This window comes from Acinetobacter sp. YH12151, from assembly GCF_013418355.1.
In the GTDB taxonomy this organism is placed as follows: Bacteria; Pseudomonadota; Gammaproteobacteria; order Pseudomonadales; family Moraxellaceae; genus Acinetobacter; species Acinetobacter pseudolwoffii.
On sequence record NZ_VPCG01000007.1, the window covers coordinates 77,029 to 91,799 of the forward strand.

The following is a 14,771-nucleotide window of genomic DNA, read 5'->3' on the forward strand; positions in this document are numbered from 1 at the left end:
GATTTAGCATCCTTTATATTCAGGGGTACGCTTCTGCATAAAGGCTTGTACACCTTCTTTATAATCGCTTGAACGTCCAGCCAAACGTTGCAGGTCACGTTCCAGAATGAGCTGCTCATCCAGATTATTGTCGGCTGCGGCATGAATGGCTTTTTTGATCAGGGACAGACCATAGGTCGGTTGCTGAGCCAGATGCTCCGCCAATTTTTTCGCTTCTGCTTGCAGTTGCTCATCTTCAACCACCTGCCAGATCATGCCCAGTTGTACTGCACGCTCAGCCGGAATTTTATCGCCGAGCATCGCTAGGCCCATCGCCTGAGCACGGCCGACCAGACGCGGTAGGAACCAGGTACCGCCTGAATCTGGCACCAAGCCAAGACGGCAAAAAGCCTGAATAAAGGAAGCCGATTTTGCTGCCACCACAATGTCACAAGCTAGGGCAATATTGGCACCTGCCCCTGCTGCCACGCCATTCACCGCACAAATCACCGGTTTTGGCATTTCAGTAATTAGCTTAATCAAAGGGTTGTAGTATTTTTCAATCGACAGGCCTAAGTCCGGTGCATCGGCATTCGGATCGACCACACGGTCATTCAGATCCTGACCGGCACAGAAACCACGGCCTTCAGCTGAAATCACCACGGCACGAATCTGGCTGTCTTTGGCCCAAGCCTTGATGACCTTCGAAACTTCCTGATGCATGGTTTCATTAAAGCTGTTGAGCTGTTTTGGACGGTTAAAGGTCAGGTAGCCCACTGCATTTTTTTCTTCGACAATAATTGTTTGATAATCCATTACACACCTCTAAATTCTGGTTTTCTTTTTTCTAAAAATGCATTGATGCCTTCCTGGCGATCTTGGGTCGCCGCCAGCCAGACAAAATGTTGACGCTCGAGCTTCAATCCCTGACTTAAAGTCACTTCATAGATCGACTTTAAAGATTGCTTGATGGCACGAATAGCCAGCGGTGCCTGCTTGGCAATTTTTTCTGCCAGTTCCAGTGCGTATTGCACGGTCAGTCCTGCCGGACAAACCTGACTGCTAATGCCATGTTGCAATGCGGTCTGTGCCGAAATCATTTCGCCGGTCATGGCCCAGCGCATTGTTAATTGCTGACCGACCAAACGGGCCAGACGCTGTGTTCCACCGGCACCCGGCAACATGCCCAAACTGATTTCAGGCAAGGCAAACTGGGCATTTTCTCCAGTCAGCACCATGTCACCATGCAAGGCCAACTCGAAACCTGCACCAAGAGCATAACCATTCACCGCCATGATTAAAGGTTTGGAAAATTCATCAATTTTTTTCCACAGCAGTGGCCGCTGATCCTGCTGGATGCTGACCACATCTAACTGCGCCAATTCATTTAAATCAGCACCGGCAGCAAAGCATTGCGTATTTCCGGTAATGACCACGGCTTTCACAGCAGCATCTGTTTCCAGGTTCTGCAAACAGGCTGCAATACCTTGCAAGGTCGCATTATTTAGGGCATTGCGCTTTTCCGGGCGATTCAGCTCAATCAGGACTACGCCGGGTTTTGGTGAGCTGGTTTTAATGTAAGTCATCCTTGAACTCCTGCTGTGCTCAGTGCTGTAAATTCAGCTGTTATTCATCAAAACTGAGTCGGACATTGGCTGTGGTTGGACGTGCCTGACAACTGAGCACATAGCCTTTCTGGATTTCATCTTCTTCCAGACTGTAATTCACCGCCATTTCAACCTGGCCCTCTAACACCTTACATTTACAGGTGGCACAAACACCGCCCTTACAGGCATAAGGCAGATCGGCTCCGGCACGTAGCGCAGCATCTAAAATACTGTCATCCTGTTTGGAGACTTCAACAATCAGCTCGCGACCATCGAGGATAATATTGACACGTTCTTCACTGCGGCTTTCCATCTGCTGGGCGGTTGCTTTCGGTGCAGTACCCGTATTGAAGCGTTCAGTATGAATCTTGCTGCGCTGAATGCCCCAAGTCGGTAATACCTTTTCGACCGCTGCCATCATTTCTTCCGGACCACAGGCAAAACAGTGATCGGTGTCTGCTGAAATCAGATTGGCCTGAAACAGCTGCTGCAATTTGTCCGCATTGATACGACCGTTAAAGATGTCACTATCATTCAGTTCACGTGAAAAAATATTCACCAGTTGCAGACGTTCCTTAAAACGGTCTTTCAGGTCCATGATCTGTTCAGAGAACATGGTCTGTTTCCAGGAACGGTTGCCATACACCAGGGTGAATGTTGCGTCCGCTTGACGGTTTAGCACCGACTTTACAATCGATAAAATTGGCGTAATGCCACTGCCTGCTGCAAACCCTAGATAATTCTGGCCACCGGCCTTGGCTGCTTTCTGAAAGAACACCCCTTGCGGTGGCATGACTTCCAGTACATCGCCCGCTTTGAGATGCGCATTGGCCCAGGTTGAAAACTGACCCTGATCAATTTTTTTAATCGCAATACTCATGTCTTCCTGAGTATCACTACAAATCGAATAGCAACGGCGCAGCTCGCCGTCATCGGTTAAATGACGAATGGTGAGGTGCTGACCCGGCTGATATTGGAAAGCATCCAACTGCTCAGGTGCGAGATCAAAGGCAATGCAGATCGCCTGCTCGGTTTGTGGCTGAATCGATTTAATGGTTAATGGTATAAATTGGCTCATGGCAAAATCCTTCTTTTAGGTGGCGGTGTTCAGGCTTGTTATTGGTTTACCCTGCCCACCGCGCAATCGTTACAATTAAATACATTTGAAATAGTCAAAAGTTTCTAAGCAGTCCCGACATTGATATAAAGCTTTACAGGCGGTCGAACCAAATTCACTTAATAATTTGCTGTTATGACTTAAGCACTGTGGACAGGTAATGCCATCTGTTAAAGCGACATGCGTGCCGCAGCTATGTGACTGGCCTTGCGGCGGGGCAATACCATACTGCTGTAATTTGTGTTTGCCCGATTCACTCATCCAGTCCGTGGTCCAAGCTTCAGACAGATCGACAATCACTTTGACTGGCGTCAAACCGTTCGCCTCGAAAGCCTGGGTAATTTCTGCTTTTAATAAATCCGTGGCCGGACAGCCGCTATAGGTCGGCGTGAGTCGCACCACAATTTCATCCTGCTGATTCAGCTCGACGCCACGAATCATGCCCAGATCAATCACCGATAATACTGGAATCTCTGGATCAGAAACCTGCTGCAAAACGTCCCAACATTGATCTTCTACGTGTCGAATCAGATTCATGCGACTCACTCCCTGTGATTGTGCCGAATTACCAGTTCATGTTTGGATATGAGCGCTGCATATATTGCAGTTCGGCCAAAACAAAACCGAGATGCTCTGTATGTAAACCCTGTTTAGCCCCACTCCGATAAGCACCCAGCTCTGGTAGGGTGAGTTCAAATCGAGTTAACTCGGCTGTAATTGTTTCCAGCCACTGGACTTTTAAGTTTTCAATATTCGGAATTACACCGGTATCGACTAGTTGTTTTTCAGCTGCCGTCAGGACAAAAAGCTCTTCGGTAAAACGCCATAACTGGTTTAAACCTTGCTGGGTTTTCTCGTGGGCTTCTGCTGTACCTAAACTTAGGCGCTCCATCCAGGTGGTTGAAAAACGCTGGTGATATTTCACTTCTTTCAGCGACTTCACTGCAAAGGCAGCCAACTCCGGATGCTGACTTTGACTTAAGGCGCTAAACAATAAAGCATGATAGTGATCCATCAACCACTGGCGTACCAAGGTCTGGGCAAAGTCACCATTTGGCTGTTCGCACAGCAGCAAATTACGGTATTCACGTTCGGTGCGGAAATATGCCAGTTTGTCTTCATCACGGCCCTGTCCTTCCACTTCACCGGCCAGACTGAGGGCAGTACGTGCCTGACCCAATAAATCCAGTCCGATATTGGCCAAGGCAATATCCAGTTCCAGTTCAGGGGCATGGCCACACCATTCTGCCAAACGATGCGACAACACCAGTTGACTGTCGCCCACATGTAAAAGAAATTCTGCCAATACTTGATTTGTCATAATCTTCACCTTTCCCTTTACATGTGCTCGATGCCAGCTGGAATGTTATAAAAGGTTGGATGGCGATAGACCTTGTCCAAAGCCGGTTCAAAAAATTCTGCTTTTTCATCTGGCTGGGAAGAGGTAATCAATTCAGATTTCACCACCCAGATACTGATCCCTTCATTGCGGCGGGTATACACATCGCGGGCATTTTGTAGTGCGACCTCCTCATCTGGCGCACGCAGGCTGCCAACATGACGGTGACTCAGACCCTGTTTACTACGCACAAACACTTCATAAAGTGACCAGTTGTTTTTGTTATTCATGAGCAAATTTCCCTATATTGATCAAACTGTTTTAAGCAACTTTTTGTGCTGCTGACTGTTGCTGCTGTTTTTGCGCATAGACTGCTGCTGAATCACGTACCCACTTACCGCCTTCCCAAGCTTTGCGGCGTGCTTCAATACGCTCATGGTTACACGGTCCCTTGCCTGCAAGAATCGCAAAGAACTCATCCCAATTGATTTCACCAAATTCATAATGTCCGGTTGCTTCATTGAATTTAAGGTCTGGATCGGGAACGGTTAAACCCAGCTGCAAGACTTGCGATACAGTGTTATCGACAAATTTCTGACGTAAATCATCGTTGCTGAATAATTTAATTTTCCACTGCATGCTTTGTGCACTATTCGGTGAATTATCATCACTTGGACCAAACATCATCAGTGCCGGCCACCAGAAACGGTTCACCGCATCCTGTGCCATCTGCTTTTGTTCCGGCGTACCATTGGCCAATTCCATCATGGCTTCAAAGCCCTGACGCTGATGAAAACTCTCTTCCTTACAAACGCGCACCATGGCACGGGCATAAGGACCGTAAGACGTACGGCACAGCGCAACCTGATTGACAATAGCCGCACCATCCACCAGCCAGCCAATCGCTGCAACATCGGCCCAGCTCAGGGTTGGATAGTTAAAAATTGAAGAATATTTCATGCGACCGGCAATCAGTTTATCCATCATGTCGTCACGATCCGCACCCAGGGTTTCTGCAGCACTGTACAGATACAAAGCATGACCGGCTTCATCCTGGACTTTCGCCATCAGCACGGCTTTACGTTTCAAGGTCGGTGCACGGGTAATCCAGTTGCCTTCCGGCAACATGCCCACCACTTCAGAGTGCGCGTGCTGACCGATCTGACGAATCAAAGTCTTACGATAAGCATCTGGCATCCAGTCCTTCGGCTCTATGGAAATATCCTTTTCAATCTTTTGATCAAAGATTTGTTGTTGATTATTCATTGTTCCCTCACTTATCCCAAGTGTTGATACATTCAAATTAAAACGATACGTAATTAAAATCAATATATATTTATTTGTATCATTTAATTTTTATGGCTTATTTTAAATAAATAATTGTTTTATATGATTAATTACTTTTAATTTTATTGTTAACTATTTTTAAACACAGATTTATGATTGACTTTTTTGCTTTTTAACGACAAATTATGAAACATCAAAATTAAAATACATCTCAAAACGTATCATAAATGGAGTTTTTACCATGTTAGAGTTAGACAGCAACTCAAGCACAATGGATTATCAAGATACTGAATCAACTCATAATCCTATTGCCATCAAAAGCTTAGCTTCACTGGTGTACGGCCAGGAATACACAGCGCAAGCCGATTTACGTACGGTTTATCATGCCATTAGCGGTGAAGCGGTTTATCAGGTCGGCAGTCAGGGCATCGATACCCAAGCTGTAGTCAAGTATGCCAAACAAAAAGGCGCGACTATCGCCACATGGACCTTCCATCAACGTGCCAATGCACTGAAGCAAGTGGCACAGTATTTGATGGAGCGCAAAGAAGACTTTTATGAACTTGCCAAGGCAACCGGCTGTACCCGTAAAGATGCCTGGATTGATATTGAAGGCGGGATTGGCACCTTATATGCCTATTCGAGTTTGGTGCGTCGTGAACTGAGTGATGAAACAGCATGGGTCGAAGATGCCTGGATTCCTCTTTCTAAGCAAGGTAGCTTTGGCGCGAAACATATTCTGACGCCGAAAGCCGGTGTTGCCGTGCATATCAATGCCTTTAACTTTCCAATCTGGGGCATGCTGGAGAAAATCGCTCCTACGCTACTGGCAGGCGTACCCTGTATTGTCAAACCGGCGACCGAAGGTGCCGAGCTGACCCATGCCGTGGTCAAAGCCATTCATGAAAGCGGTTTCTTGCCAGAAGGTTCATTGCAGCTCATTTGCGGACAGGTTTATGATTTGTTTGATTATTTAAATCCTCAGGATACGGTCACCTTTACCGGTTCTGCATCAACCGGGCAAAAACTGCGTTCGCATCCACACTTAAATGCCTACTCGATTCCATTCACTATGGAAGCAGATTCGGTCAATAGTGCGATTTTGACGGCGCAAGCCAATGATGAAACGATTGATTTATTTGTTCGTGAAGTTTTCCGTGAAATGACCACTAAAGCCGGACAAAAATGCACCGCCATTCGTCGTGCCTTTGTTCCAGCCGAGCTGCTGGATACAGTACAAGACCGTCTGATTGAAAAACTGAAAAAAGTGGTTGTCGGTGATCCGGCTCAGGAAGGCGTGACAATGGGTGCTTTGGCCAGCGTCAAACAGAAACATGATGTCGCGGCAAAAGTTGAACAGCTGAGTCAAGATGCAGAAATTGTGCTCGGTAGTCACTTGCGTCAGGACTTTAAGATTCAAGTACAAAATACTGAGAAGTCTGCATGTTATCCACCAACAGTCTTGGTCTGCAAAGCACCGGCTCAGGCAAAAAATATTCATAAAATTGAAGCCTTTGGACCTGTAGTCACTTTAATGCCATATACTGACCTGGCTCAGCTGGCTGACTTGGTGGCACGTGGCGAAGGTAGTCTGGTAGCATCCATCGTACGCAATACCGATGAAAATATTGAACAACTGCTCAGCAAAATTGCGCCATGGCATGGCCGTGTCCATATTCTGGATGCTGAAAGTGCCAAAGAAAGTACCGGACATGGCTCGCCACTACCTTTGCTGGTGCATGGCGGACCGGGACGTGCCGGTGGCGGTGAGGAGCTCGGTGGCTTACGTGCAGTGAAACATTATATGCAACGGACTGCAATTCAAGGTTCCCCGAATGCCATGACCCAAGTCGGTCATAGCTGGACGGCTGGTGCTCAGGTCTTTGAAGACCGTGTGCATCCATTCAAAAAATCATTTGATGAATTGCGTATCGGTGAGCGTTTACTGACTGCACGACGTAGCGTGACCGAAGCCGATCTGGTGAATTTCGGCTGCCTGAGCGGTGATCACTTTTATGCGCATATGGACAAAATTGCTGCGGCAGAATCACTGTTTGGTGAGCGCGTGGCCCATGGTTACTTTGTGGTATCTGCCGCGGCCGGTTTATTCGTCGAGGCTGCTCCAGGCCCGGTCATTGCCAACTATGGCATGGACAACTTGCGCTTTGTAGAGCCGGTGAAAATTGGCGATACCATTCAGGTAGAACTGACCTGTAAGCAGAAAACTCCAAAAGCACTGCGCGATCCGGCACAGAAACCACATGGTGTGGTGGTCTGGGATATTAAAGTCAAAAATCAGCGCAATGAACTGGTCGCAACCTATGATATTTTGACCCTGGTTGAGCGCGGCTAAACATTTAAACTCAAAAAAGGAATCATTATGATTCCTTTTTTTTTGATTCAAATATTATTTGTATCTATTCTTAAAAAACAGATTGACGTCAATCCAATTAAACTTTAGATTGATCAAACACGATACAAAATAAAAATAATATATAAATTAAAAGTATCAAATAAATATCTCAAACGATCAGCACAGGATGTTGCATGATGAATGATAAATCGCTAGACATAGACATGGTTGAAAGGACGATTCAACCGCCCAATCAAAGTTTTGAGCCTACACCGACAGAAACGGCCGTGCCGCTGTCTGAACAGATTGAACCACCACCGGAAAGCAGCACCTATCAATGGTATGTGGTGGTCATTTGTATGGTGGCTTACATTCTGTCATTTGTAGACCGTCAAATTTTATCCTTAATGATTGAACCGATTAAAGCCGATTTAATGCTAAGCGATACCCAGTTCAGCCTGTTACAGGGTCTAGCCTTCTCCTTGTTTTATGCCATTATGGGTCTGCCCATTGCCGCGCTGGCGGATCAAAAGTCCCGGATTAAAATTATTGCGACCGGGATTGCATTCTGGAGCCTCGCTACAGCGGCCTGTGGTCTCAGTAAAAACTTTATTCAAATGTTTATTGCACGTTTGAGTGTGGGTGCCGGTGAAGCTGCGCTTTCCCCTGCCTTTTATTCAATCGTTGCCGATTTATTTCCCAAAGATAAATTAGGCCGTGCACTCGGGGTATATGCGATTGGTGCCTTTATTGGTTCGGGTTTAGCTTTCCTGATTGGCGGCTATGTGATTGGCCTGCTAAAAGATGTCAGCTTCGTGGCTTTACCGCTCATTGGTGAAGTAAAAACCTGGCAACTTACCTTTATGATTGTGGGTCTACCAGGCGTATTGCTGGCCCTGCTGATGGTTTTGACGGTGCGTGAGCCTGCACGTAAGGGCATGAAAGTCGGTCAGGATGGTCAGGTCATTAAAGCCTCTTTCAAAAATTCGATCGGTTTTATCAAGACACATAAAAAGACCTTTTTCTGTCATTTTATCGGCTTTTCTTTTTACACCATGATGCTGTATTCGCTGCTGGGCTGGGCACCTGCCTATTACATGCGTAATTTCGGTCTGGATGCGAGTCAAACCGGTTATATCCTTGGGACGATTATTTTAGTGGCAAATACCTCTGGTGCCCTGTTCTGTGGCTGGCTGATCGACTTCTTTTCAAAGCGTGGCTATAGCGATGCTGCAATTCGTACCGGTGCCATTGGCTGTGCGGCGCTGATTATTCCGAGTGTGCTGTTTACTCAAGTCGATAATATGCAGCTTTCATTTGCGCTGATTTTTGTGGCGATGTTCTTCTCTACTTTCCCGATTCCTGCATCCGCTGCTGCTACGCAAATGCTGACACCAAACCAGTTACGAGCCCAGGTCTCTGCCAAGTTCCTACTGGTTTCAAACCTGATTGCCTTAGGCATCGGAACCACCGCAGTGGCGTTGATCACGGATAAATATTTTCAGAACACGATGATGGTTGGTAATTCTATTTCGATCGTCAATGCCATTGCCGGAGTGATTGGCTTCTTCTTGTTGTATAAGGGCTGTCAGTATTATCGTGAGAGTATGAAAGTCGAAAAACTGGCTGACTAAAATAGCTGGATATGAATCAGCCATCTTAAGCTTCACTGTGAAAGGCCTTTAATCCACATTAAAGGCCTTTTTTATATCCATTCCACAAGCTCAATTTTCAAGTTCTCAAATTTCAATTCTCCCTCCAACCTAGACAGGCTGGCTAAAAAAACGTATAACACCGTTTTAAATTTACAGGTGTGCACCGTTGAAACTTGTGCTTGCTCCCATGGAAGGCTTAACCGATCCGATTATGCGTGATGTGCTGACATCCGTAGGTAGCTTTGACTGGTGCGTGACCGAGTTTATCCGTGTCACCGACTCTATCCTGCCCGATCATGTTTATCACAGTTACTGCCCGGAACTGTTAAATGATGGCAAGACGGCGGCGGGTACGCCGGTACATGTGCAGTTTCTGGGAAATAATCCGGAAATGCTGGCAGCAAATGCAGCCAAAGTTGCCGCAATGGGCGCACCGGCGATTGACCTGAATTTTGGTTGTCCTGCGAAAACCGTGAACCGTCATCGCGGCGGTTCCGTTTTACTGGATGAACCCGAAGTGGTACATGAGTTAGTCAAAGCCGTGCGAGATGCAGTACCGGCGCATATTCCGGTGTCTGCGAAAATGCGTTTGGGTTATATGGATCGCAACTTTATGCTGGACAATGCCCATGCTATTGAAGATGCGGGAGCGTCTTGGGTCACCGTTCATGCGCGCACCAAAGCCGATGGCTATACCCCACCTGCTTTTTGGGACCAGTTACAACCGATCCGTGAAGCATTGAAAATTAATGTGATTGCCAATGGTGAAATCTGGAACAATACCGATGCCAAACAGTGTCGTCTGGAATCTGGCTGCGAAGACCTGATGATTGGCCGTGGTGCAGTGACCACACCCGACCTGACCCAATGTATCCGCCAAAATTCAGATGCACCTTTGATGAACTGGAATGAACTGCTGGAACTGCAAATTCGCTTTATCAATGGTTCCGCCAAAACTGAAATTGGCATGGTCGGTCGTTACAAGCAATGGCTGGGCATGATGTCGAAACATTATCCTGAAGCCAAAGCCTTATGGAATGAAGTAAAGCGGATTAAAGTTCTGGCCGAGATTACCGAAAAACTGAAAGCTTCAACTATGTAAATGCAAAAGCCTTTGAATGATTCAAAGGCTTTTTTTGATTCTATAAATCATTTTAAGGCTGCTTATGCTGTTTTAAGCTTTCTACATGTTCCCGATTGGTTTTCCAGGATTTTTCTAAAAGCTCTTTTTCTAAAGGCAGTTGTATCCGTTTTAATTTTGTTTCAGAAATCATCTGTTGATCAAAACTTTTCACATAATCGGTCCAGCCTGCACCGCGAAATACCTCATTCGGCATTGGTGTTTTAAATACCGCATCCGGCATAAATACAATCACGGAATGCAAAAGATCTGGCTCCACAATATCAGTCAGTAATTGTTCCAGAACTTTGATGTGTTTATAGTTTTGATGAATCGGATTTTGAAATGTATAACTGTTTTTATAAATTTTCTGAGTCCATTGTTTCTGACGCGCGCTTGCAAAAATCCAGCCCTTATAGTTTTTGGTTTCAATCACAAAGATGCCATAAGGACTTAATAGCAGATGATCGATTTGTGTGGTGGCACCTGCTCCATCTGGAAGGGTCAAATCATTCAGCAGAATGTATTCAGGGTCTTTTAAATACAGTTTGACATGGGCAGCAACCGCAAATTCTCCTAATTTCCCTTTTAAAAATGGCTTAAATAATTTAAAAACAATCACGCCAAAGAACAGCAGAAAAATCCACCATACACTGGACCAGAGCGAACTTAATATCTGTAATGTGGAATGTTCAATATTCTAATTTTCATTTATTTTAAGACTTCGATCTTAATGCGTTCGCTCAATATTTAACAGAATTTCTTTTTTATCCAAACCACCGGCGAAGCCCACCAGCTTACCACTGCTGCCAATCACCCGATGACAGGGTGCAATAATCGAAATCGGGTTTTTCCCGTTGGCTGCACCCACGGCACGCACTGCTTTAACATTACCCACCTGCTCGGCAATATCGCGATAGCTTCGGGTCTGGCCATAAGGAATATTCAGCAGAGCCTGCCAGACTTTTTTCTGAAAATCGGTTCCGGCAAAGTCCAAAGGCAAGTCAAAAACATTGCGCTGACCAGCAAAATACTCCTGAAGCTGGCGTCTGGTTTCAATCAATACCGGATGCTGCGGATCTTCCACCAAGGTCGCCAGTTTCACCCGATTCGGCTGTTCACAATCCCAAAGCACAGCTACCAGTGCGGTGTCATTCGCGACCAGTCGTAACTGACCGACTGGAGAATCCATATAGAGATAACTTAAGTTCATGCTTACACCCTGTCCCGGATCAGCGGAGTTTATTTTCTATTTTAACTCAGTTCACCGAGACAGGCTGAAACAAATTATGAAGAAGATACTTTCATCAGCACCAGACCGGAAATAATCAATACTGCAGCCAGCATACGCATGGCCGATGTCGGCTCACCCAGAACTAAAATCCCGATCAGAAATGAACCCACAGCCCCGATTCCGGTCCAGATCACGTAAGCTGTGCCTAATGGCAAAGTACGCATGGCATAGGCCAGTAAGGCAAAGCTGAGAATCATAAAGAAAATGGTGATGATACTTGGCGTTAATCGGGTAAATCCTTCGGACAATTTCATGGAATATGCCCAAACGATTTCAAAAACACCTGCGAATATAAGTGCAATCCAGGCCATGCAGCCCTCCTCTTTTATCTAAGAATCAGGCCGTCCTGACGATTTTTCCTGTGCATTTCAGCATGAAATAGACAAGGGAGGTCGTTCCTCCTACCTATAAAAAATTTTATAAAACCAGATTACGCACACCTGATTATTTTTACAAAACATGACTCTTAGAGATGCAACCTAACCTGATCTTACTCAAATCTTCAAGACATTTGTCGCTGCTGTTATTATGGTAGATATTCAAAATGATCATTCAGAAATACCCCCTATGATCAGGCAAATTCAGCAACAACAATTTCACAAAAATAAGTGCAGCATATCAAGTTATACACATCCATTAAATTTAAATAACGAGCAAAGAGATTACACAATGAAATACAATTTTAAGACCTATTGATCACTTTTTATTTAACATGATTATGAACCTGTGATGAATAAACGCCCCCTAAACAAGAGGGGTTGTAAGGTATAAAAAGAACCAGATTTGAGCTCTTTTTATACAAATTTCGTCTAAGGCATAATCAATCTGGCTACAAATGATTACATTTTACACAACATATCCATATGGTTACCCACATGGATATCTACAAACTTATCCATAAAGTTATCCACATATTTATGTGCATACTACTTTTTAGCGATTAGAGTTGAACCTGACCGACTTTGGCTAATTCTGCACGCATTTCATCAATTACAGCTTTATAATCCGGCTTGCCAAAAATAGCAGATCCAGCGACAAACATATCCGCCCCCGCTTCGGCAATTGCACGAATATTGCTTGGGGTAACACCGCCATCGACTTCCAGCTGAATATCACGCCCTGAAGCATTGATCAGTTTACGGGCCTGATGCAGTTTATCCAAAGTCATCGGAATGAATTTCTGTCCACCAAAACCCGGGTTTACACTCATCAACAGAATTTGATCTACTTTATCTAATACATAATCCAGATAATGCAGCGGTGTGGCCGGGTTAAAGACTAAACCGGCTTTGGCACCACCCGATTTGATCAACTGTAAAGAACGGTCAATATGGTCAGATGCTTCCGGGTGGAAGGTAATGATATCGGCACCTGCTTCAAGGAAATCCCCGATCATACGATCTACCGGTTTCACCATCAAATGCACATCAATCGGGGCTTTGATCCCATAGTTTTTCAATGCCTTACAAACGCCTGCACCAAAAGTCAGATTCGGTACATAATGATTATCCATCACATCAAAATGAACAACATCTGCCCCTGCTGCCAAGACGTTCTCGACTTCTTCACCTAATCGGGCGAAATCGGCAGATAAAATTGAAGGTGCAATTAAATATGGCTTGGACATGGGAGAACCTGGCTAGCTAAAATTGGATTTTTCTCATTATAACAAATCCAGTCCGGCTACTGTGACCTTGATGTTGCAAGAATAAAACGCTGTGTAACGCTTTAAGGCTTATGAATGCCTTTCAATTTGGTTTAAAGTCCTGACAAGGATAAAAAGTTTAGAGGAGTAAGAATGCAAAGTACCGCCCAGATCCAGACTCAACAGGCGCAGCGCCTTGCCAAACGCCTGGCCAATCACTGGAAGCATAAGTTTACCATCGAAGAAACAGACCAGCAGTTCCTGATTCATTTTCCGAGTGCAGAGCTGATGTTAATTCCTCAGACTGAGCACTTGCTGGTGACCATCCAAAGTAGCGATGAATCTACCGATTTCGATAAACTGGAAAATGTGGTTCTGGATCATCTCATTCGCATGGGACAGGAAGATTTAACAGCAGACTGGCAAAGATAAGCGATAAAAAGCCCTGATGATCTTATATCTAGTAGGGCTTTTTTATATGAATAATGTTAAATTTAAGGCTGAAGCTGTACCGCATGAAACTGTAGATGGTCATCCATAAAACTTTGAATAAAGTAATAGCCATGATCATAACCCTGATGTTCACGCAAGGTCAGCGGCTGGTTCACGGCATCACAGGCCTGCTGGAACAGCGCCGGATTCAGCTGGCTATAGAACTTGTCTGAAAAACCCTGATCAATCAGGATGTCAGCGAATAAAGCCCCTTTCTCTTTAACCAGTGCAGTCGCATCATGCTTGAGCCATTCTTCACGGTTTTCACCCAGATAATTCGAGAAAGCTTTGTCTCCCCAAGGACATTGGCTTGGTGCACAGATCGGTGCAAAAGCCGAAACTGAACTAAATTTTTCTGGATATTTAAAAGCCAGAGTCAATGCACCATGTCCGCCCATACTGTGACCGAATATGCCGATCTTGCCCGGCTGAATCACAAACTCTTCTGTGACCAGTGCATAGAGTTCATCGACGATGAAGCTTTCCATCTGATAATGTTCAGCCCACGGCGCTTCGGTGGCATTGATATAAAAACCTGCTCCCTGACCGATATCCCAGTGATCGCCTTCTGCCACAGCTTCACCGCGTGGCGATGTATCCGGTGTGATTAAAATCAGGCCCAATTGTGCTGCCAGACGCTGCGCATGTGCCTTAATCGCAAAGGTTTCCTCGGTACAGGTCAAGCCTGCCAGATAAAACAATGCCGGACAGCTATGACCTTCTAGGGCTTGAGGCGGCAGATAAATGCCAAATTTGGTCGATGTTTTCAGTGCTTTCGAATCAAAGCGATAAATCCGCTGTTCACCTTCAAAGCTCCTATTGTTCTGTACGAGTTCCATGGCATATTCCTTATGATTGCAGCATATCTGCTGATGACATTGAT

Annotated in this window: 16 protein-coding genes; 4 read left to right on the forward strand and 12 right to left on the reverse strand. The window is 45.4% G+C overall.

Annotation, left to right across the window (positions count from 1 at the left end):
- Window positions 1-3 precede the first annotated feature (3 nt).
- The 7 genes from paaG to paaA all read right to left on the reverse strand — a co-directional run bounded on the left by paaG (window position 4) and on the right by paaA (window position 5,308).
- Entirely contained in the window at window positions 4-795 is a 792-nt protein-coding gene (gene paaG / locus FTU82_RS04265) for a 2-(1,2-epoxy-1,2-dihydrophenyl)acetyl-CoA isomerase PaaG (protein ID WP_005247159.1), read from the reverse strand.
- Window positions 795-1,565 carry an enoyl-CoA hydratase-related protein gene (locus tag FTU82_RS04270; protein ID WP_180101049.1) on the reverse strand — a complete coding sequence of 257 codons (771 nt, stop codon included), beginning with the start codon at window positions 1,563-1,565 and terminating at the stop codon, window positions 795-797. The genes paaG and FTU82_RS04270 overlap by 1 nt, the downstream gene beginning before the upstream one ends.
- A 40-nt stretch (window positions 1,566-1,605) precedes the next feature.
- The gene (locus tag FTU82_RS04275; RefSeq protein ID WP_180101050.1) at window positions 1,606-2,664 is read right to left on the reverse strand and encodes a 2Fe-2S iron-sulfur cluster-binding protein; all 1,059 of its coding nucleotides are present in this window, start codon (window positions 2,662-2,664) and stop codon (window positions 1,606-1,608) included.
- Window positions 2,665-2,739: 75 nt separating this feature from the next.
- Entirely contained in the window at window positions 2,740-3,240 is a 501-nt protein-coding gene (gene paaD / locus FTU82_RS04280; protein ID WP_004646058.1) for a 1,2-phenylacetyl-CoA epoxidase subunit PaaD, read from the reverse strand.
- Between the two features lie 28 nt (window positions 3,241-3,268).
- Window positions 3,269-4,024: a 1,2-phenylacetyl-CoA epoxidase subunit PaaC gene (paaC, locus tag FTU82_RS04285; RefSeq protein ID WP_180101051.1), complete on the reverse strand. Its 756-nt coding sequence runs from the start codon at window positions 4,022-4,024 to the stop codon at window positions 3,269-3,271.
- Window positions 4,025-4,041: 17 nt separating this feature from the next.
- The gene (paaB, locus tag FTU82_RS04290) at window positions 4,042-4,332 is read right to left on the reverse strand and encodes a 1,2-phenylacetyl-CoA epoxidase subunit PaaB (protein WP_004279183.1); all 291 of its coding nucleotides are present in this window, start codon (window positions 4,330-4,332) and stop codon (window positions 4,042-4,044) included.
- 31 nt (window positions 4,333-4,363) lie between these two features.
- A complete protein-coding gene (paaA, locus tag FTU82_RS04295) occupies window positions 4,364-5,308 on the reverse strand; it encodes a 1,2-phenylacetyl-CoA epoxidase subunit PaaA (protein ID WP_100328957.1) in 945 nt (314 codons plus the stop codon).
- A 262-nt stretch (window positions 5,309-5,570) separates the two neighbouring features.
- Between paaA and paaZ the strand changes: the two genes are divergently transcribed.
- The 3 genes from paaZ to FTU82_RS04310 all read left to right on the forward strand — a co-directional run bounded on the left by paaZ (window position 5,571) and on the right by FTU82_RS04310 (window position 10,439).
- Complete coding sequence (gene paaZ / locus FTU82_RS04300) at window positions 5,571-7,682, forward strand: phenylacetic acid degradation bifunctional protein PaaZ (protein WP_180101052.1); 2,112 nt, start codon at window positions 5,571-5,573, stop codon at window positions 7,680-7,682.
- A 194-nt stretch (window positions 7,683-7,876) separates the two neighbouring features.
- On the forward strand, window positions 7,877-9,316 hold the full coding sequence (locus FTU82_RS04305) for an MFS transporter (RefSeq protein ID WP_180101053.1): 1,440 nt from the start codon (window positions 7,877-7,879) through the stop codon (window positions 9,314-9,316).
- Between the two features lie 187 nt (window positions 9,317-9,503).
- Entirely contained in the window at window positions 9,504-10,439 is a 936-nt protein-coding gene (locus FTU82_RS04310) for a tRNA-dihydrouridine synthase (RefSeq protein WP_180001081.1), read from the forward strand.
- A 52-nt stretch (window positions 10,440-10,491) separates the two neighbouring features.
- On the opposite strand, the gene FTU82_RS04315 is transcribed toward FTU82_RS04310, so the two are convergent.
- The 4 genes from FTU82_RS04315 to rpe form a co-directional block, all read right to left on the reverse strand.
- A complete protein-coding gene (locus FTU82_RS04315; RefSeq protein WP_180001092.1) occupies window positions 10,492-11,154 on the reverse strand; it encodes a nuclease-related domain-containing protein in 663 nt (220 codons plus the stop codon).
- A gap of 33 nt (window positions 11,155-11,187) precedes the next feature.
- Window positions 11,188-11,670, reverse strand: coding sequence for a methylated-DNA--[protein]-cysteine S-methyltransferase (locus FTU82_RS04320; protein ID WP_005095887.1), 483 nt, complete (start codon window positions 11,668-11,670; stop codon window positions 11,188-11,190).
- Window positions 11,671-11,744: 74 nt separating this feature from the next.
- Window positions 11,745-12,062 carry a quaternary ammonium compound efflux SMR transporter SugE gene (sugE, locus tag FTU82_RS04325; protein ID WP_005095886.1) on the reverse strand — a complete coding sequence of 106 codons (318 nt, stop codon included), beginning with the start codon at window positions 12,060-12,062 and terminating at the stop codon, window positions 11,745-11,747.
- A gap of 629 nt (window positions 12,063-12,691) precedes the next feature.
- Window positions 12,692-13,378: a ribulose-phosphate 3-epimerase gene (rpe, locus tag FTU82_RS04330; protein ID WP_180101054.1), complete on the reverse strand. Its 687-nt coding sequence runs from the start codon at window positions 13,376-13,378 to the stop codon at window positions 12,692-12,694.
- Between the two features lie 171 nt (window positions 13,379-13,549).
- Here rpe and FTU82_RS04335 point away from each other — a divergent pair, with 171 nt between their 5' ends.
- Window positions 13,550-13,828 carry a DUF2218 domain-containing protein gene (locus FTU82_RS04335; RefSeq protein ID WP_005095882.1) on the forward strand — a complete coding sequence of 93 codons (279 nt, stop codon included), beginning with the start codon at window positions 13,550-13,552 and terminating at the stop codon, window positions 13,826-13,828.
- A 62-nt stretch (window positions 13,829-13,890) separates the two neighbouring features.
- Here the strand turns inward: FTU82_RS04335 and fghA are convergent, their stop codons facing one another.
- Entirely contained in the window at window positions 13,891-14,727 is an 837-nt protein-coding gene (fghA, locus tag FTU82_RS04340) for an S-formylglutathione hydrolase (RefSeq protein ID WP_180101055.1), read from the reverse strand.
- Window positions 14,728-14,771: the final 44 nt, after the last annotated feature.

Excerpts from the sequence above, each read along its gene's own strand:
- paaG (WP_005247159.1), bottom strand. The coding sequence starts at position 795 with ATGGATTATCAAACAATTATTGTCGAAGAAAAAAATGCAGTGGGCTAC.
- FTU82_RS04270 (WP_180101049.1), bottom strand. The coding sequence starts at position 1,565 with ATGACTTACATTAAAACCAGCTCACCAAAACCCGGCGTAGTCCTGATT.
- FTU82_RS04275 (WP_180101050.1), bottom strand. The coding sequence starts at position 2,664 with ATGAGCCAATTTATACCATTAACCATTAAATCGATTCAGCCACAAACC.
- paaD (WP_004646058.1), bottom strand. The coding sequence starts at position 3,240 with ATGAATCTGATTCGACACGTAGAAGATCAATGTTGGGACGTTTTGCAG.
- paaC (WP_180101051.1), bottom strand. The coding sequence starts at position 4,024 with ATGACAAATCAAGTATTGGCAGAATTTCTTTTACATGTGGGCGACAGT.
- paaB (WP_004279183.1), bottom strand. The coding sequence starts at position 4,332 with ATGAATAACAAAAACAACTGGTCACTTTATGAAGTGTTTGTGCGTAGT.
- paaA (WP_100328957.1), bottom strand. The coding sequence starts at position 5,308 with ATGAATAATCAACAACAAATCTTTGATCAAAAGATTGAAAAGGATATT.
- paaZ (WP_180101052.1), top strand. The coding sequence starts at position 5,571 with ATGTTAGAGTTAGACAGCAACTCAAGCACAATGGATTATCAAGATACT.
- FTU82_RS04305 (WP_180101053.1), top strand. The coding sequence starts at position 7,877 with ATGATGAATGATAAATCGCTAGACATAGACATGGTTGAAAGGACGATT.
- FTU82_RS04320 (WP_005095887.1), bottom strand. The coding sequence starts at position 11,670 with ATGAACTTAAGTTATCTCTATATGGATTCTCCAGTCGGTCAGTTACGA.
- sugE (WP_005095886.1), bottom strand. The coding sequence starts at position 12,062 with ATGGCCTGGATTGCACTTATATTCGCAGGTGTTTTTGAAATCGTTTGG.
- rpe (WP_180101054.1), bottom strand. The coding sequence starts at position 13,378 with ATGTCCAAGCCATATTTAATTGCACCTTCAATTTTATCTGCCGATTTC.
- FTU82_RS04335 (WP_005095882.1), top strand. The coding sequence starts at position 13,550 with ATGCAAAGTACCGCCCAGATCCAGACTCAACAGGCGCAGCGCCTTGCC.
- fghA (WP_180101055.1), bottom strand. The coding sequence starts at position 14,727 with ATGGAACTCGTACAGAACAATAGGAGCTTTGAAGGTGAACAGCGGATT.